Origin of the sequence: Kitasatospora sp. NPDC056327, assembly GCF_042261735.1 — a bacterium.
Taxonomy (GTDB): Bacteria; Actinomycetota; Actinomycetes; order Streptomycetales; family Streptomycetaceae; genus Kitasatospora.
Genome location: NZ_JBHJRC010000011.1, coordinates 20,480 through 36,207, shown reverse-complemented (window position 1 = coordinate 36,207; position 15,728 = coordinate 20,480). Strand labels below are relative to the sequence as shown.

Genomic DNA, 15,728 nt, shown 5'->3' with positions numbered 1-15,728 from the left:
GCGGCCCCGCCGGCCCGCCTCAGGCGCCGGCCGGGCCGGCGGCCTTCCGGCGGGCCCGCCCCCGGCGCAGCAGACGGCGGCGCGGGGGCTGGTCGGGGAGCCAGCCGAACGTCAGGCAGGCTCCCGCCACGCCGAACAGCATCCCGATCAGGAAGCCGCCCAGGTTGGAGGTGAGCCAGCTGCCCAGCGACGCCAGCACGGCGAGGACCGAGTAGAAGAGCCGTTGGGCCGGGTTGAAGAGGATCAGCAGGCCGCAGATCACCATGACCGACGGGACGAGGTAGCCGGCCAGTCCCTGGAGCCCGATGTGCAGCACGACGGGCAGCGGGGCGCGCAGGGTGAAGAGGATCTCCGCGCCGCCGAACAGCACCAGTACCCCGCCCCAGAACGGCCGCCGCCCCCGCCAGTCGCCCCGGGCCCACCGGGAGCGGCGCCCGGCCGGCACCTCGACCGGCGTCCCGGCGGGCACCTCGGGCCGGGGACCGGCCGCGGTCCCGTCGGCCGGAAGCGGTTCGGTCTCCGGTCCGGTCTCCGGTCCGGTGACCGGTCCGGCGACCGGTCCGGGGCGCGCCACCGGCGAGGCTCCGGGGTCCGGTTCGGGCCGGCCCACCGTCAGCAGCCCTCGGAGCTGAAGCTCAGCCGCAGGTTGGGCAGTTTGAAGGCACCCGCCGTGGTGGCGTAGTTGTGCTGGCGGAGGTTGCGGATCCTGACGGTGTCGGCCTGCTGCCCGAAGACGCCCGGCAGGCCCCGGACCCCGGCCTTGGTGAAGGTGCTCGCGTCGCCGCCGATCTCGATGTTCCTGAACTCGGCGTCGCCGGTGAGCAGATCGGAGTCGGTGGTGAGGTCGGTCGCGGTGACCGGTGTTCCGGCGTCGCCGGCCTTGATCAGCAGGTTGATGCCGCCGAGTTCCACGCTCTGGCAGAGCCTGGTGAGGGAGGCCTCCTTGATCGCGGAGACGGCGACGAGCACCTGACCGCCGGTGTCCCCGCTGTTGGGACTGTTCTCGATCATGTGGTCCAGGCTGCCGAACTGCTCGAATCCGACGCCGTCGAGGCTGTCCGCCGTGACGGTGAACGGCATGCCCGAGATGGCGAACTGGGCGGCGAGCACGCCCTGTGCGGTCAGGGCCATCAGGGCGGCGCCCGCGACGGCGGCGGGAACGGCCATCAGTGCGGTGCGCTTCAGCCGGACCCGGCCGCCGCGCCGGGCGGGTGTTCCGGTGCCGGTGGTGTCGCCGGCGGCGGGGGCGGCGTCCTCGGACGTGGCCATGTGTGCTCCCTCGGGTGGTGGGACGGGCAGGCACTGGCACGTTGTCCTGGCGCGGACAGCGTTCCGCGGCACGACCGGGAGGGACCACCCCTCGGCAGCGGGGCGGAACGGTCGGACCGCGGTGGGTAACCGGAAAGCTACTGCCGAGTATTGACCGGGTCAATACGGGTGCACGAAGGATCATCGCGCGCTCCGGAACACCACTCGGACGGGGCCGCAGCCCGGTTCGCGGCCGGTTCACGGCCGGTTCACGGCCCCGTCCGCGGTGAGACCCAGACGGCGCGCGGCCTCGGCCGGCCCGAGGAAGGGCGCGAGGCAGAAGAGGCTCAGGGCCGGCAGCAGCTCCGGGAGTTCGGTGGTCCGTCCGGCGTCCACGCAGCGCTGGAGGGTGGAGTACACGCCGCCGACCACCGCGTCGACCACCGCGTCCGCCGCCACCCCGCCGGGGAGTCCGGGCACCTCGGCGAAGAAGGCCCGGAAACGGGTGAGGAGCTGATCGCGCTCGCGCCGCCCGGCCGGCCCGACCGCGTCCAGTTCGATGACCGCGGTGGTCGCGAAGGCCGGCACGCCGGCCAGCAGTGCGAGCATCGCCCGCAGCGCCTCGTGGATGCCGGTGCACCAGTCCGGCGCCGCCGCGAACGCCGCGGCCATCCGCCGGACCACCACCGCGGTGCCGTGCCGGTGGGCGGCGAGGAAGGCGTCCTCCTTGCCGGTGAACAGCTCGTAGAACACCGGCCTGGTCACCCCGGCGGCGCGGCAGATGTCGCTCACCGTGGCGCGCTGGTAGCCGTGTTGCGCGACCGTCAGCACCAGGCCGTCGAGCAGCCGCTCGCGCTGGGTGGCGGCGACCACGCCCGGCGGCAGCCGGCTCGGACCGCGCTTGATCGACCGGGCCGGGTCGCGCCCGGGCCGCGCGCCGGGCAGCAGGACCGCGTCGGCGCTCCGACGAGCCTCCGGTTCCATCGCCAACTCCTGTGCTTCGCCTTGACATTGACGCGAGATCCGGTTTACAACTCTGGCGGGTTTCCAATTCGCGGCGCCCGCCGCCGGAAGCCCGCACGCGTTCCGACTGCTCAGTATGGCGAACGCATGCCCGGCGGTGGCAGCCGCCGACGTGCACCCCGCGGCACCCCTCCGGCGCCGCACGCACCCCCGCCCCACCCCTGCACCGACACCGCACCGACACCGCTCGGCCGTACCCGGCCGCGCCCGGCCCCCACCGGGCCCCGGCCGGACCGGGCCGCACCGCACCCGCCGCGCGGCGCCGTGCCGCCGGTACGCAGCCCGTACGGGCGGGCCCGTGGCGCCGGGCCCGCCGAGTCGCCGTCCGCGGCGCCCCACCCCCGCACCACCCCACCCGTCGCGGCCCCGCCGCGGCCGACGCCGCCGCGCGCACCCTCGCACCCGCCGCGCGGGCCCCCACCCGACTCGCCCGGAGAGGCACACCCTCATGCGCATCCGCCGTACCCTCGGAACCGCCGTCCTCGCCGCCGCCGCGGTGCTGGCCGCCGGCACCGCCGCCCCCGCCCGGGCCGCCGGCCCGGCCGTGCTCACCCACACCGCCCCCGGCGGCCCGGACGTCGCCGTCGGCGACGTGCTCACCGCCGACCTGGTGGCCGGCGGCTACGCCACCTTCTACTCCAGCGCCACCGGGACGAGCGGCATCAAGTGCGCCGCCTCCTCCTTCTCCGCGACCGTCACCGGCAACCCGGCCGCCCCGGGCGTCGCCACCGAGCGGCTCAACACCCAGACCTTCGGCTCCTGCACCGCCAACGTGATCGGCGTGACCGGGGTGCAGAGCATCACCGTCAACAACCTCCCCTACACCAACGCGGTCAGCGACGCGCCCGGCAACCCGGTCTCGCTCGACCCGACCGCCGCCGGTCCGCTGCAGACCACCGTGGTGCTGCGGACCGTCCTCGGCACCATCACCTGCGTCTACCGGGCCGCGGCCGGCATCAGCGGCACGACCGGCAACACCGGCCAGACCATCGGCTTCGGCGCCCAGGCCCTCCCCAAGGTCTCCGGCCCGAGCACCTGCTTCCCGACCGGGTACTTCAGCGCGACCTACGGCCCGGTGCGCGACAGCTCGGTGGCCGGGAGCCCGCACGTCTACGTCAACTGAGCGGCCCCGCAGAACCGGCCGGACGCCCGGCCGGCGGCTCCGGCCGCCGGCCGGGCCCGCCCGCGCCCGCGTCCTGCCCGCGCCGTGTCCCGCCCGCACTCGAAGGCCCGGTTCCGGCCGCCCCCGCCGTACCCGGGACAGCGAAGTGACCCACCGGTAGGGTGCTGACCACAGGCACCGGGCGGCACGCACCGGGAGCGGACACCGGCGGCGGGCGCCGGACGACGGGGATGTGGGGCACGCATGGGCGGCGAGGGCACGCAGTTCTTCGAGTCGGTGGCCGACACCGCCGCCCGGCTGGCCGAGGCCGGCTACCTCGCCTCCACCGAGGTGGCCACCACCGTCTTCCTCGCCGACCGGCTCGGCAAGCCGCTGCTCGTCGAAGGGCCGGCCGGCGTCGGCAAGACCGAACTCGCCAAGGCCGTCGCCGCGACCGGCCGGGCCCGGCTGGTCCGCCTCCAGTGCTACGAGGGCATCGACGAGTCCCGTGCCCTGTACGAGTGGAACCACGCCAAGCAGCTGCTGCGCATCACCGCCGGGCGCGAGGAGGGCTGGGACGAGGCGCGCACCGACATCTTCGGCGAGGAGTTCCTGCTCCCCCGGCCGCTGCTCACCGCCATCCGCGGCGACGAGCCGACCGTGCTGCTCGTCGACGAGATGGACAAGGCCGACGTCGAGGTCGAGGCGCTGCTGCTGGAGGTGCTCGGCGACTTCCAGGTCACCGTGCCCGAGCTCGGCACCATCACGGCGAGCCGGCGCCCCTTCGTCCTCCTCACCTCCAACGCCACCCGGGAGCTCTCCGAGGCGCTGCGCCGGCGCTGTCTCTTCCTCCACCTCGGCTACCCGGAGGCCGAGCTGGAACGCCGGATCGTCCGGCTGCGGGTGCCCGGCCTGGACGCGGCGCTGGCCGAGTCGCTGGTCCGGGTGGTCGGCGCGCTGCGGGCGCTTGAGCTGCGCAAGGCCCCCTCGGTGGCCGAGACCGTCGACTGGGCCCGCACCCTGCTCGCCCTCGGCGCCGACACCCTCGACGAGCCGGTCGTCCGGGCCACCCTCGGGGTGGTCCTCAAGCACCAGGACGACGTGCTGACGGCCGCCCGGAAGCTCACCCTCGCGTGACCGTCCCGCCGCCCGCCGGGCCCTCCGCCGGCACCGCGGAACCGGACGGTCCCGCCGGCCCCGACGACCGTGCCCGCCCCGCCGGCCCCGCCGACCTCGCCGCGCGGCTGACCGGTTTCGTACGGGCGCTGCGCGTCCACGGTCTGCCGATCGGCCCCGCCGAGACCGTCGACGCCGCGGCCGTCCTGGAGGTCCTCGGCCTGGCCGACCGCGAGCAGGTCCGGGCCGGGCTGGCCGCCGCCCTGCTGCGCTCCGACGGTCGGCGCGCGGTCTTCGACGCCACGTTCGACCTCTTCTTCCCGCTCGGCGTCGGCGACCCGGAGGCCGTCCGCCGGGCCGTCCTCCTGGCGGACGCGGCGCGCGCCGGCGCGGGCGGCCCCGAGGCGGGCGGTCCGTCGGCGGGCGATCCGGCCGCGGCCCTCCCGGACCTCCTGGACCCGGCGTCCGCGCCGGACCTCGCCGCGCTGCGCGAGGACCTCCGGGCCCGGCTCGCCGCCGCACTCGCCGCTGACGACCGGGCCGCCCAGGCCCGGCTCGCCGGCGAGGCGGTGGCCCGCTTCGGCCGCTACGGCACCGCCGGCGGCCCCGGGAACACCGGCTCCGACGGCTGGTCGGCCTACCAGACCCTGGGCCGGCTGGCGCCGGAGACCCTGCTCGCCCGGGTGCTGGCGGCCCTGCGCGCCGGCGCCGGGGACCGCGGCACCGCCGCTCCCGACCCGGCCGACCACCTGCTCCCCGACGAGATCCGCCGCCGCATCCAGGGCTTCCGCGCCATGGTCGCCACCGAGGCCCGCAGGCGCGCGGCCGAGCTGCGCGGCACCGAGCGGGTCGCCGAACGGGCCGTCGCGCCCAGCCCCGACCGGATCGACTTCCTCGCTGCCGGCCACGACCAGCTCCTCGAACTGCGGCGAACCGTGCACCCGTTGGCCCGGAAGCTGGCCACCCGGCTGGCCGCCCGCCGGCGCCGGGCGGCACGCGGGCGGATCGACCTGCGCCGCACCCTGCGCCGTTCGCTGTCCACCGGCGGGGTGCCGCTGCGCCCGGCGTACCGGCTGCGCCGCCCCGCCCGGCCGGAGCTGGTCCTGCTCTGCGACGTCTCCGGCTCGGTCGCGGGATTCGCCGGGTTTACCCTGCTGCTGGTCCAGGCGATGCGCGACCAGTTCAGCAGGGTCCGGGTGTTCGCCTTCGTCAACCGCACGGCCGAGGTGACGGACCTGCTCACCCGCGGCGGCGGCGACCCGGCCGCCCTGGCCCGGCGGATCCTCACCGAGGCGAAGGTGACGGGCCACCACGGGAACAGCGACTACGGCTCGGCCCTCGGCGGCTTCGCAGACCACCACCTGGACGCGGTGGGCCCGCGGACGAGTGTGCTGATCCTCGGCGACGCCCGGAACAACCACCGGGATCCCAACCTGCCCGCCCTCCGGCTGATCGCGGCCCGGGCCGGCCGGGTGCACTGGCTCAACCCGGAGCAGCCCTCGCTCTGGGGCACCGGCGACTCCGCCGCCCCCGTCTACGCCGGGGTGGTCGGGATGCACTGCTGCCGCAACGCCCGCCGGCTGGGCGAGTTCGTCGCCCGCCTCCTCCCGGTCTGAGGACGGCGGCTCCGGAGGCACCGCATCTCCGGAGCCGCCCGCTCCCGGCACGCCGACTCCCGGGACGCCGACTCCCGGGACAGCCACCGGAACGCGCCGACAACCGGAAAGGGGCGGCCACGCGAGCCCGGACCCCGGGCCTCCTCCCCCTCCGGGACTCCTGCCCCGCCGGGGCCCGTCACCCGAACGGCCACCGGCCCCTCGTGACCTGCCTTGACACCCGTCGACCATCAAGACCATGATTCCATTAATTGACTAGTGGAATTGAAGGTGTGTGCATGGCAGACGCATTCACTCCGGGCCGCTCGCCCGACGCCTGGGCCCTCGAAGCCCGCGGCCTGGGGAAGCGCTACCGCCGCGGTTGGGCACTGCGCGACTGCTCGTTCCGGCTGCCGGCCGGACGGATCTGCGGGCTCGTCGGCCCCAACGGCGCGGGGAAGAGCACACTCCTGGGCCTCGCCACCCAGCAGCTCCGGGCGACGGAGGGCGAGCTGCTCCTCTTCGGCGTCCCGGTGGGCGATCCCGCGACGAGGCCGCGAACCGCGTTCCTCGGCCAGGAGAAACCGCTGTTCAAGGGGTTCACCGTGGCGGAGACGCTGCGCCTGGGCGCCGAGCTCAACCCGGCCTGGGACATGGCCGCGGCCGAACGGATCGTCGAGGCCGGCCGGATCCCGAAGAGCGCCCGGATCGGCACCCTCTCGGGCGGCCAGCACACCCGGGTCGCGTTCGCCCTCGCCTTCGGCAAGCGGCCCGACCTGCTGCTGCTCGACGAACCGATGGCCGACCTCGACCCGCTGGCCCGCCACGACCTCGGCGCCCTGATGATGGCGGAGGCCGCGGAGCGCGGCATCACCGTCGTGATGTCCTCCCACCTGCTGTCCGAGCTGGAGGACATGTGCGACCACCTGCTGGTCCTCGCCGAGGGCCGGGTCCGGCTGGCGGGTGACACGGATGCCATCGTCCCGGCCCACCTGCTGGTGACCGGGCTCGTCCCCGACGGCGATCCGCTCGCCCCCCTGGCCCCGCACACCGTCGTCGAACACCGGGTCCAGGGACGGCAGTTCCGGGCGCTGATCCGGCCCGACGGACCGCTGCGCCCCGAATGGGCGGTGGCGGAGCCCAACCTGGAGGAAGTGCTGCTGGCACACCTGCGCTCGCCGGGCGCGCCTCCGCTGCACGCACCCGGCGCCCCGTACGACGCCGAAGGGACCCTCAGCGCATGAGCACCACCCTGACCGACCAGGCCCGCCCGGCCACCCGCGGGCCCGGACGCCGGCTGCTGGGCGGGCTGAACTGGCTCGTCCTGCGCCAGCACCGCGCGGCCCTGATCACCGTGGCCGTCGCGGTCGTGCTCGGCTCGGCCTGGATGGTCCACCAGCGCCATCAGCTGGCCGGGGTCCTCGACTCGCTCGGCTGGCCGGACGAGCAGCCACCGCTGCCCGTGCCCGGGATGGGGCGCATCGACCTCACCGTCACCGCCCTGGCCATGCTGCCCGTCCTCCTCGGTGTCTTCCTCGGTGCGCCGCTGATCGCGGGCGACCAGGAGCGCGGCACCCTGCAGCTGGTCACCACCCAGTCGGTGTCCCGGCGCCGGTGGCTCACCGTCAAGCTGGCCTGGTGCTACGGCACGGCGCTGCTGGCCGGTACGGTGCTCTCGGCGTTCTTCACCTGGTTGTGGAAGCCCTACCGCACGGTGTTCCCGGGCCGGTGGTACGACCCGACGGTCTTCGACCACACCGGTCCCGTGCTCCCCGCCCTGTGCCTCTTCCTCACCGCCGCCGGGGTCACCACGGGCCTGCTGGTGCGCCGGCTCCTCCCGGCGATGGCGATCACCTTCGCCTTCGCGATGGCGTTCCAGATCGCCTGGGAAATGCTGCGCACCCACCTCGCGCCGTCCCGGATGTACAGCCACCCGCAGGGCGGCGGCATTCGCGAACAGCTGACGGACCCGTACGAGCTGGACAGGTGGATCGGCTCCGCCGACGGTCGCCTCTACGGCTGGGGGACGTGCAACAAGTCCACGGAAGCCGCGAGCGACGCCTGCCTTCAGGAGCACGGGATCGTCAACGACGTCATCAAGTACCTCGACTTCGACCAGATGCCGGCGATGCAGTGGACCGGCGCGGGCCTCCTGCTCGCCGCCGCCGCGGCGCTCACCGCGGTCACGCTGTGGCGGGCGTCCACGAAGCCGTAGGCGTGCGGGACACGCGTATGGTTCCGGCAGAAACGAAACGGGAGGTGTGAAGAATGGTCGTGTTCCGCATCAACCGGCGCAGCGGGGTCGCCACGTACCTCCAGATCGTGCAGCAGGTGGAACAGGCCCTGCGGATGGGCGCCCTGGCGGAGGGGGACCGGCTGCCGACGGCCGCTCAGGTCGCCGCGGACACCAAGGTCAACCCGAACACGACACTCAAGGCGTACCGGGAGCTGGAACGCGCGGGGCTGGCGGAGGTCAGGCAGGGGGCCGGCACCTTCATCACCCGCACCCTGGCCCCCGCTCAGGAGGGGCCCGAATCCCCGCTCCGGGCCGCGCTGGCCGCCTGGATGGAGGAGGCCAGGGCCCGTGGGCTCGACGCGGAGGAGGTCACCGCGCTCTTCCTGGCGGCGCACGCGGCGGCGTTCCCGTCCGGGCCGGACGGCTGACGGCGGCCCGCTCCGGGGCCACGGTCCGCTCCGGGGCCGCGGCCGGACGGGCGGGCGGCCCCGGGCCCGCACGGCGGTGACCGTCGCGGACGCCTCCTCCACGACGGTCACCGCCGGTGACGCACTCCGTGCGCCCGGTCGTCCGACCCGGCCTCAGCCGTCCAGGTGCCGGAGGAAGTCGAGCAGCGCGGCGGTGACCTCGGCCGGGCTCTCCTGCTGGGTCCAGTGGCCGACGCCCGGGAGGGTGACGTGCCGGTGCAGCCTGGGCGTCAGGTGCGCGAGCAGCGCGCGCAGCCCGTCCTCCGTGATCATGGCGCCGACCAGGTCCTGGTCCCCGACCACGTAGAGGGCGGGCACCTCGACGGGCCGGCCGGCGAGCCCGGCCAGCAGCTCGTTGTTCCGGTCGATGTTGCGGTACCAGTTGAGGCCGCCGGTGAACGCCCGCTCGCCGTGCTCGGCGTAGTCGGCGACGAAGGCCTCGATGTCGGCCTCCGAGAGCCAGTCGGGCAGCTTCTCCGGCTCGGGCAGGACGTCCAGCAGCTCCTGTCCCTCGCCCACCACCCAGACGGTGGGTCCGTTCGGACGCGGGCGGTCGCCGGAACCGCCGTACAGCATGCGGCGGAACGTGCTGTGCGGGTCCCGGGCGAGCTCGGCGTCGGCGACGCCGGGGCGCTGGAAGTAGATCTGGTAGAAGCCGTCGCCGAACCGCTCCCCCGCGTCGGCGAGCGGCGGCGGGCCGAGGGTCGGCAGCGGCGGGACGCTGAGGCCGGCCACCCCGCGCACCAGGTCCGGGCGGAGCATCGCGGTGGTCCAGGCGACCGGGGCGCCCCAGTCGTGGCCGACCAGGACCGCCGTCTCCTCGCCGAGGGCGCGGATCAGTCCGACGGCGTCGCCGACCAGGTGGAGCAGGGTGTAGGCGTCGACCGACTCCGGCTGCTGGCTGCGGGCGAAGCCGCGCTGGTCGACGGCGGCCACCCGGTAGCCCGCCTCGGCGAGCGGGGCGAACTGGTGCCGCCAGGAGTACCAGCTCTCCGGGAAGCCGTGCAGCAGCAGGACCAGCGGCCCCTCCCCCTGCTCGGCGACGTGCAACCGGACGCCGTTCACCTCGATGTGACGGTGCGTGATCCGTCCGTACGCCTGCTTGGTCATGCGGCCCCTCCTGGTCGACGGCTCGTCAACCGGCCGGACGGACGGCGTCCGGCCGTTCGCTCCCACCCCTGCCCACGGGGGTGCCCGGGGAACCCGGCGCCCGTTGCTCCGCCCGCGTGTCCCCCGTAGCTGAACACGTGCGGGCCCGTCGCCGGGTTCACCCGGTTCACCCGGTTCGCCGGGGGCGCGCGCCGGGTGCCGTCCCGCCCCCTTCAGCCGGCGGTCGTCCGGTCCAGCCTCTCCCGGGCGTCCGCCAGGTCCTCCGCCGTCGGGGCGTCGTCCTGGGTGAGGCGGTGCCGCCAGTAGCCGCTGAACTCGACCGACGCCTTCGGCACGCCCCGCCCGTCGACCAGGTGACGGCGGATCGTCCGTACCGCGGAGGCCTCGCCGGCCACCCAGGCGAAGGGCACGCCGGCCGGCAGTTCGGCGGCGGCCACCGCCTCGGCCAGCAGCCGCCCCGGCTCGGCGCCGTCCCGGTGCAGCCACCGCACGGCCGTGCCGGCCGGCGCGGGCAGCGGCTGCTCCTCGGCGCGGTCCGCGACCTCCGCGAGCACCACCGCCGCCGTGCCCGCCGGCAGCGCCTCCAGCAGGGTGGCGATCGCGGGCAGCGCGGTCTCGTCGCCGGCCAGCAGGACCCAGTCCGCGGCCGCGGCGGCGGACGCGAACGAAAGCGGGGCGGCGTAGAGCTCGGACGGGCCCACCATGCCGAGCCGGTCGCCCGGGCGGGCCCGCCCGGCCCAGTCGCCCGCCGGTCCGGCAGCACCGTGCAGCACGAAGTCGATCTCCAGCAGCGCGCTCCCCGGCCGGCGCCGGCGCAGGGTGAAGCTGCGCATCCACGGCCGTTCCGGCTCCGGGAGGGCCAGGTACGCCCGGTACCAGCCCATGGGGTCGTCGCCGCCCGCGGGCAGTACGGGCGCGTCCTGCCCGGGGCGGGGGAAGCAGAGCTTGACCTGCTGGTCGGGCGCGCTGCCGACGCCGTCTTCGAGCTGCTCCGCCTCGAAGGTGATGCGGGCGGTCCGCGGCGTGATCCGGGTGACCCCGGTGACCCGGATGTGGGTGACGGGAAGACTCATGGCCTACCTCCGGTCGAGATTCCGCACTGATACCTTATGCCGTAAAGAGTTCCTCCCCCGGAGGTTACCTTATGCGATAAGGAGTTACCGTCGTGACCGTCTTCGCCGGGCAGGGCGACGCCCACCGCTCGATGGCCCTGCTGTGGCGCGCGCCCGAGGCCCCGCGCGCCGGGCGCAGCGGGCCCAAGCCCGGGCTGAGCGTGGACGCCGTCGTCACCGCCGGGATCGCCGTCGCCGACGCAGACGGGATGGCCGCGCTGTCCATGCGGGCGGTCGGCGAACACCTCGGCCGCACCGCGATGGCCCTCTACACCTACGTGCCGGGCAAGGCCGAACTCCTCGACCTGATGCACGACCGGGTCCTCGCCGAACTGCCCACCGCCTACGACCTGACCCGGGGCTGGCGGCCGGCCGTCACCGACTGGGCCGACGACGCCCTGTCCTGCCACCTCCGCCACCCCTGGGTCCTGGAGATCTCGCAGGCCCGCCCGATCCTGGGACCGGCCGAACTGGGCGTGACGGAGACCCTGCTGCGGCTCCTCCAGGGGGCCCGTCTCGACCCCGCCCGGCTGCGCGGGGCGGTCGCGGCGCTGTGGCAGTTCGTCCGGGGAACCGCCCGGACGACGGCGGAGGCGCGCACCGCCGCCACCGCCACGGGCGTGCCGGACGAGGAGTGGTGGCACGCCCGCGCCGCCCGGCTCGGCGAACTCGCACCCGACTTCGCGGAGCGGTTCCCGCTGCTCACCGCCCTCGAACGGGCCGGCGCCGACGGGTCCGGCGACCCGTCGTCCGACCGCAGCCGGGAGGCCTTCCGCACCGGCCTGGCCGTGCTGCTCGACGGCATCGCCGCGACGGCCGGCCGCGGCGGGCCGGGCGAGGGCGGCGGGTCCTGAAGGCGGACCGCCGCCGCCGTCCGGGGCCGCGCTCCTGGGCCCTTCAGTCCTCGCCGCCGAGGCGGTCGAGGAGCCCGGTGCCGATGGCGAGCAGGACACCGGTCCCGATCATCACGCAGTAGCCCAGCGTCTGGTGGCCGTCCGGCACGAGGTAGCGGACGAAGCCGAAGAGCCGCAGGCCCCACAGGTGATCGGAGAGCAGGCCGCTCAGTCCGCCGATGATCAGGACGAAGCTCACGAAACCGAGCGAATTCTTCATGATCACGACGTTAGACAGCCCGGTCCTCCGCCGAATCCGACTTTCGGCGCGGCCCGGCGTCACCAAAGTCGCGCGCACGGAGCACGGGCACGGCCGCGAGGGCCGGAACGGCGGCCAGGACGAAGCAGAGCGGCAGCGGCACCCGCCCCACCAGCAGGCCCACGGTCGCGCCACCGGCGGCCGACCCGGCGTTGACGGCGGTGTTCACCCAGGCACCGGCGCGCGTCCGGGCGTCCGCGGCCACCGCCTCGTCCGCCACCAGGTAGGCGGTGGTGAGGGCGGGGGCGACGAACAGCCCGGCGAGCGCGACGGCCGCGCCGAGCACCAGCAGGTTCGGCGCGAACCCGGCGGCGGTCAGCGCCAGGCCCAGACCGGCCGTGAACAGCGGCAGCCGGACGGCGTTCGGCAGCGGACGGTCCAGGGCGCCGAGCCCGAGGCCCCCGACCGCGCTGCCGACCGAGAGCGCGGCCAGGATCCAGCCGACCGCCGCCGGCCGGCCCTGCGCGTCGGCGAAGGCGACCACCATGAGGTCGAGCGCCCCCAGGCCGAGCCCGGTGACGGCCGCGGCGAGCACCGCCGACCGCAGCGCCCGGCCACCGCCGAGCCGGCTGCGGCGGAACCGGCCGCGCCCGGACCGGCCGCCGCTCCCGCCGGGCCCGGCCGGGGCGCCGGCTCCGGCTCCGTCGGCAGCGCGCCCGTCGGCGCCGTCGGCAGCCGCGGCACCGGCACCGGCCGGGGCGGCCGGTCCACCGGCTCCCGCCCGTTCGGGCGCCGCGAGCGGCGAGGCGACCATCAGCAGCGCACCGGTGAGCAGCAGCGCCGCGCCCGCGACGACGGCCCCGGCCGGACCGGTCAGCGGCAGCAGCAGGCCGACCAGCAGCGGCCCCGTGACGAACAGCAGTTCCTCGGCGACGCCGTCGAGGCTGAAGGCGCGCCGCAGCAGCGCCGGATCGGGGAGGATGCGGCGCCAGAGCGTCCGCATCACCGGCCCGAGCGGCGGGGTGCAGCAGCCCGCCGCGACGACCAGCGCCCCGACGGTCACCGGCCCGGCGCCCGGCCGCGCGGTCGCGGCGGCAACCGCGAGCAGCAGCGCGGAACAGAGCACGGCCATCGGCGGCAGCGCGCGCCGCGGACCGTGCCGGTCGACCAGCGCCGCCCTGACCGGGGAGAGCAGGACGCTGGCGAGCCCGAACAGGGCCATCGCCAGGCCCGCCGCGGAGTAGGAGCCGGTGGAGTCGCGGACGGCGACCAGCAGGGCGAGCGGCACGACCCCGTAGGAGAGCCGGCCGACCAGGGCGGCCGCGAAGGTGCGGCCGGCGTGCGGAGCGCCGAGCACGGCCCGGTAGCCGGGGCGTGCCGACGAGGCGCCCGTGGGCGCGGAAGCGGAGGAGGACAAGGCAGAACGTTCCTCGGTCTGGACCGGGCGGCGGGCACGAGGGGCCCGGGCACCGGATGCGTCAGGGGACACCGGAGCGCCGCGCCGACGGAGGCCGGGCGCGGGCGTGTGGGGTGTCGGCTAGACACGAGGGACGAACATGCTTCGAACGGTACCAGCCCGCCCTGCCGCGGCGCCGCCGCATTTTCCGGGCCGGTGACGCAGGGAGGCCGCGGGGCGGGGTGCGCCCGTACTCCGCCCCGCGGCCGCTGCGGCGTCCGCCGTCCCGCCGTGCCACCCGGCGGGGCCGCCCGCGGGCACCCGGTTTCCCCGGCGGCCCCCGGCGCCGACCGCGACCGGGGGCCGACGGCCCGGACGGAGCAGCGGCCCGGACGGAGCAGCGGGCCGGGCGGGGCGGCGGTCGTGCGAGTACGTTCGCGGTGTGCAGCAGAGCTCACCCCACGTCAGCCGGCGGGCCCGGGCCGGGATGCCGACGGCGGCCGGCGCCGTCGCGGCGCTGGTCCTCGCGGCCGGTGCGCCCGCCGCGGCGGCCGGGCTTCCGGGCGGGCCGTCGGGTGCCGCCGTCGGGACCGGAGCGCCCGCGTCCTCCCCCGCCGGAGCCGTCCGCGCCACCACGGCCGGCACCGCGACCGCCGGCACCGCCGGCCCCACGGCCGCCCCCACGGCCGCCGCCGAACCGGCCCAGGACGCGGCGACCGTGGTCGGGGGCGAGCGGCTGGGACGGCCCGCCGTCCAGGTGGCGCTGCGGGCCGGGGCGCCGGAGCTGCCGGCCGGGGTGACCGGACGGTCCTGGCTGATCGCCGACGCCGCGACCGGCGAGGTGCTCGCGGCCCGCGAGGCGCACCTCCCGCTGCCGCCCGCCAGCACGCTCAAGATGCTGTTCGCCGACACCCTGCTGCCCCGGTTCGACCGTTCCCTCGAACACCGGGTGTCCCCCGCCGAGCTGGCCGGGCTGGGCGCGGGCAGCAGCCTCGTCGGGATCAAGGAGAACCTGCCGTACCGGGTCGAGGACCTCTGGCGCGGGGTCTTCCTCGCCTCGGGCAACGACGCCGTGCACGTCCTCTCCCACATGAACGGCGGGCTGGCCCGCACGGTCGCGCAGATGCAGGAGCGGGCGAACGCGCTCCAGGCCCGGGACACCCGGGTGGTCTCCCCGGACGGCTACGACCGGGACGGCCAGGTCTCCTCGGCGTACGACCTCACGCTGTTCGCCCGGGCCGGGCTGCGCAACGCCGACTTCCGCGGCTACTGCGCGACCCGCACCGCACGCTTTCCCGGCGGGCTCGACACCACGACCGGGCAGCGCTCCTCCTTCGACATCGCCAACACGGACCGCCTGCTGGGCAAGTACCCCGGTCTGATCGGGGTGAAGAACGGCTACACCACCAACGCGGGCGCCACCTTCACCGGCGCCGCCGAACGGGGCGGCCGGACGCTGCTGGTGACGGTGATGCACCCGGAGCAGCAGGCCAAGGTCTACGACGAGGCGGCGGCGCTGCTCGACTGGGGGTTCGCGGCCGCGGGGAAGGTGCAGCCGGTCGGGGTCCTGGTGGAGGAGAGCGGCACGTCCGGGGGCACGCCCGCCGCGGAGGTCCCGGCCCCCGGGGCGCCTGCCGCCGGGGCACCGGGGGCCGGTGAACCGGCCTCCGGTGTGCTGCCGCACGCCCTCGGGCCGGCCGCGTGGACGGCGGTCGCCCTGTGCGGGGCGCTGGCGCTCTGGGCGGCGGCCCGGGTCAGGGTCCGCAGGCGCCTGTACGCGCGCACCCTCGCGGCGCTGCGGCCGGCGCCGGCGGGAGGTCCGGCGGGAGGCCCGGCGGGCGGCGCCGTCGCGGTCCCGCCGCGCCCGGCCTACGCCCCGTTCGTCGGCATCCCGTTCACCGGCACCCCGTTCACCGGCGCGCCGGCGGCGGGTGACGCCCCGCGCGGCACCGCCCTGCCGCACGGCACCGGCACCGGACCCGCCACCGCCAGCCCGTACTGCGCCCCGTACGGCGGCGCCGCTCCGCGCGGCTGCAGCGCCGTCGGCGGTTCGACGGCGGTGGGCGGCGCCGGCCGCCGCCGGCTCGCCCGCCGGGTCCGGAGCCTCGCCCGCTCGGTCCGCACCGGGCGCGGCCCGGCCGCCGGCCGACGGCCGCGCTGACCCCGGCGCGCCGGCCCCGGCCCGACGTCACGGTCCCTCGACGCCACGGCCCCGGCGGGGGCCCGCAGGG

At 76.4% G+C, this 15,728-nt stretch carries 15 protein-coding genes; 8 read left to right on the top strand and 7 right to left on the bottom strand.

Annotated elements, in window-relative coordinates; genetic code table 11:
- Positions 1–19: 19 nt before the first annotated feature.
- From ACFCX4_RS03335 to ACFCX4_RS03325, 3 genes are all read right to left on the bottom strand, one after another.
- Complete coding sequence (locus tag ACFCX4_RS03335; protein ID WP_376138477.1) at positions 20–574, bottom strand: DUF6114 domain-containing protein; 555 nt, start codon at positions 572–574, stop codon at positions 20–22.
- A 38-nt stretch (positions 575–612) separates the two neighbouring features.
- Positions 613–1,269 (bottom strand): DUF6230 family protein, encoded by a 657-nt coding sequence (locus tag ACFCX4_RS03330; RefSeq protein ID WP_376138476.1) that lies wholly within the window; start codon positions 1,267–1,269, stop codon positions 613–615.
- A gap of 237 nt (positions 1,270–1,506) precedes the next feature.
- Positions 1,507–2,232, bottom strand: coding sequence for a TetR/AcrR family transcriptional regulator (locus tag ACFCX4_RS03325; RefSeq protein WP_376138474.1), 726 nt, complete (start codon positions 2,230–2,232; stop codon positions 1,507–1,509).
- A 487-nt stretch (positions 2,233–2,719) separates the two neighbouring features.
- Between ACFCX4_RS03325 and ACFCX4_RS03320 the strand changes: the two genes are divergently transcribed.
- The 6 genes from ACFCX4_RS03320 (at position 2,720) to ACFCX4_RS03295 (ending at position 8,748) form a co-directional block, all read left to right on the top strand.
- Complete coding sequence (locus tag ACFCX4_RS03320) at positions 2,720–3,394, top strand: Tat pathway signal sequence domain protein (protein ID WP_376138472.1); 675 nt, start codon at positions 2,720–2,722, stop codon at positions 3,392–3,394.
- A 243-nt stretch (positions 3,395–3,637) separates the two neighbouring features.
- Positions 3,638–4,510 carry an AAA family ATPase gene (locus ACFCX4_RS03315; protein ID WP_376138470.1) on the top strand — a complete coding sequence of 291 codons (873 nt, stop codon included), beginning with the start codon at positions 3,638–3,640 and terminating at the stop codon, positions 4,508–4,510.
- 107 nt (positions 4,511–4,617) lie between these two features.
- Positions 4,618–6,105, top strand: a complete 1,488-nt coding sequence (locus tag ACFCX4_RS03310; protein WP_376138520.1) for a VWA domain-containing protein — start codon at positions 4,618–4,620, stop codon at positions 6,103–6,105.
- Positions 6,106–6,383: 278 nt separating this feature from the next.
- Entirely contained in the window at positions 6,384–7,328 is a 945-nt protein-coding gene (locus ACFCX4_RS03305; RefSeq protein WP_376138468.1) for an ABC transporter ATP-binding protein, read from the top strand.
- Positions 7,325–8,299, top strand: a complete 975-nt coding sequence (locus ACFCX4_RS03300; protein ID WP_376138466.1) for an ABC transporter permease subunit — start codon at positions 7,325–7,327, stop codon at positions 8,297–8,299. Before ACFCX4_RS03305 ends, ACFCX4_RS03300 begins: the two co-directional genes overlap by 4 nt.
- Positions 8,300–8,352: 53 nt before the next feature.
- The gene (locus ACFCX4_RS03295; RefSeq protein WP_376138464.1) at positions 8,353–8,748 is read left to right on the top strand and encodes a GntR family transcriptional regulator; all 396 of its coding nucleotides are present in this window, start codon (positions 8,353–8,355) and stop codon (positions 8,746–8,748) included.
- Positions 8,749–8,901: 153 nt separating this feature from the next.
- Here ACFCX4_RS03295 and ACFCX4_RS03290 read toward each other — a convergent pair whose 3' ends face one another.
- Positions 8,902–9,897 carry an alpha/beta fold hydrolase gene (locus ACFCX4_RS03290; protein ID WP_376138462.1) on the bottom strand — a complete coding sequence of 332 codons (996 nt, stop codon included), beginning with the start codon at positions 9,895–9,897 and terminating at the stop codon, positions 8,902–8,904.
- Positions 9,898–10,109: 212 nt separating this feature from the next.
- Positions 10,110–10,970: a siderophore-interacting protein gene (locus tag ACFCX4_RS03285; RefSeq protein ID WP_376138460.1), complete on the bottom strand. Its 861-nt coding sequence runs from the start codon at positions 10,968–10,970 to the stop codon at positions 10,110–10,112.
- A 92-nt stretch (positions 10,971–11,062) separates the two neighbouring features.
- Here ACFCX4_RS03285 and ACFCX4_RS03280 point away from each other — a divergent pair, with 92 nt between their 5' ends.
- Positions 11,063–11,863: a TetR/AcrR family transcriptional regulator C-terminal domain-containing protein gene (locus ACFCX4_RS03280; RefSeq protein WP_376138458.1), complete on the top strand. Its 801-nt coding sequence runs from the start codon at positions 11,063–11,065 to the stop codon at positions 11,861–11,863.
- 43 nt (positions 11,864–11,906) lie between these two features.
- On the opposite strand, the gene ACFCX4_RS03275 is transcribed toward ACFCX4_RS03280, so the two are convergent.
- Positions 11,907–12,122, bottom strand: coding sequence for a hypothetical protein (locus ACFCX4_RS03275; protein ID WP_376138456.1), 216 nt, complete (start codon positions 12,120–12,122; stop codon positions 11,907–11,909).
- Positions 12,123–12,132: 10 nt separating this feature from the next.
- Positions 12,133–13,518, bottom strand: coding sequence for an MFS transporter (locus tag ACFCX4_RS03270; protein ID WP_376138454.1), 1,386 nt, complete (start codon positions 13,516–13,518; stop codon positions 12,133–12,135).
- A 421-nt stretch (positions 13,519–13,939) separates the two neighbouring features.
- Here ACFCX4_RS03270 and ACFCX4_RS03265 point away from each other — a divergent pair, with 421 nt between their 5' ends.
- The gene (locus ACFCX4_RS03265) at positions 13,940–15,658 is read left to right on the top strand and encodes a D-alanyl-D-alanine carboxypeptidase family protein (protein WP_376138452.1); all 1,719 of its coding nucleotides are present in this window, start codon (positions 13,940–13,942) and stop codon (positions 15,656–15,658) included.
- The last annotated feature ends 70 nt before the right edge of the window (positions 15,659–15,728 follow it).

Excerpts from the sequence above, each read along its gene's own strand:
- ACFCX4_RS03300 (WP_376138466.1), top strand. The coding sequence starts at position 7,325 with ATGAGCACCACCCTGACCGACCAGGCCCGCCCGGCCACCCGCGGGCCC.
- ACFCX4_RS03315 (WP_376138470.1), top strand. The coding sequence starts at position 3,638 with ATGGGCGGCGAGGGCACGCAGTTCTTCGAGTCGGTGGCCGACACCGCC.
- ACFCX4_RS03275 (WP_376138456.1), bottom strand. The coding sequence starts at position 12,122 with ATGAAGAATTCGCTCGGTTTCGTGAGCTTCGTCCTGATCATCGGCGGA.
- ACFCX4_RS03320 (WP_376138472.1), top strand. The coding sequence starts at position 2,720 with ATGCGCATCCGCCGTACCCTCGGAACCGCCGTCCTCGCCGCCGCCGCG.
- ACFCX4_RS03325 (WP_376138474.1), bottom strand. The coding sequence starts at position 2,232 with ATGGAACCGGAGGCTCGTCGGAGCGCCGACGCGGTCCTGCTGCCCGGC.
- ACFCX4_RS03285 (WP_376138460.1), bottom strand. The coding sequence starts at position 10,970 with ATGAGTCTTCCCGTCACCCACATCCGGGTCACCGGGGTCACCCGGATC.
- ACFCX4_RS03330 (WP_376138476.1), bottom strand. The coding sequence starts at position 1,269 with ATGGCCACGTCCGAGGACGCCGCCCCCGCCGCCGGCGACACCACCGGC.
- ACFCX4_RS03295 (WP_376138464.1), top strand. The coding sequence starts at position 8,353 with ATGGTCGTGTTCCGCATCAACCGGCGCAGCGGGGTCGCCACGTACCTC.
- ACFCX4_RS03290 (WP_376138462.1), bottom strand. The coding sequence starts at position 9,897 with ATGACCAAGCAGGCGTACGGACGGATCACGCACCGTCACATCGAGGTG.
- ACFCX4_RS03305 (WP_376138468.1), top strand. The coding sequence starts at position 6,384 with ATGGCAGACGCATTCACTCCGGGCCGCTCGCCCGACGCCTGGGCCCTC.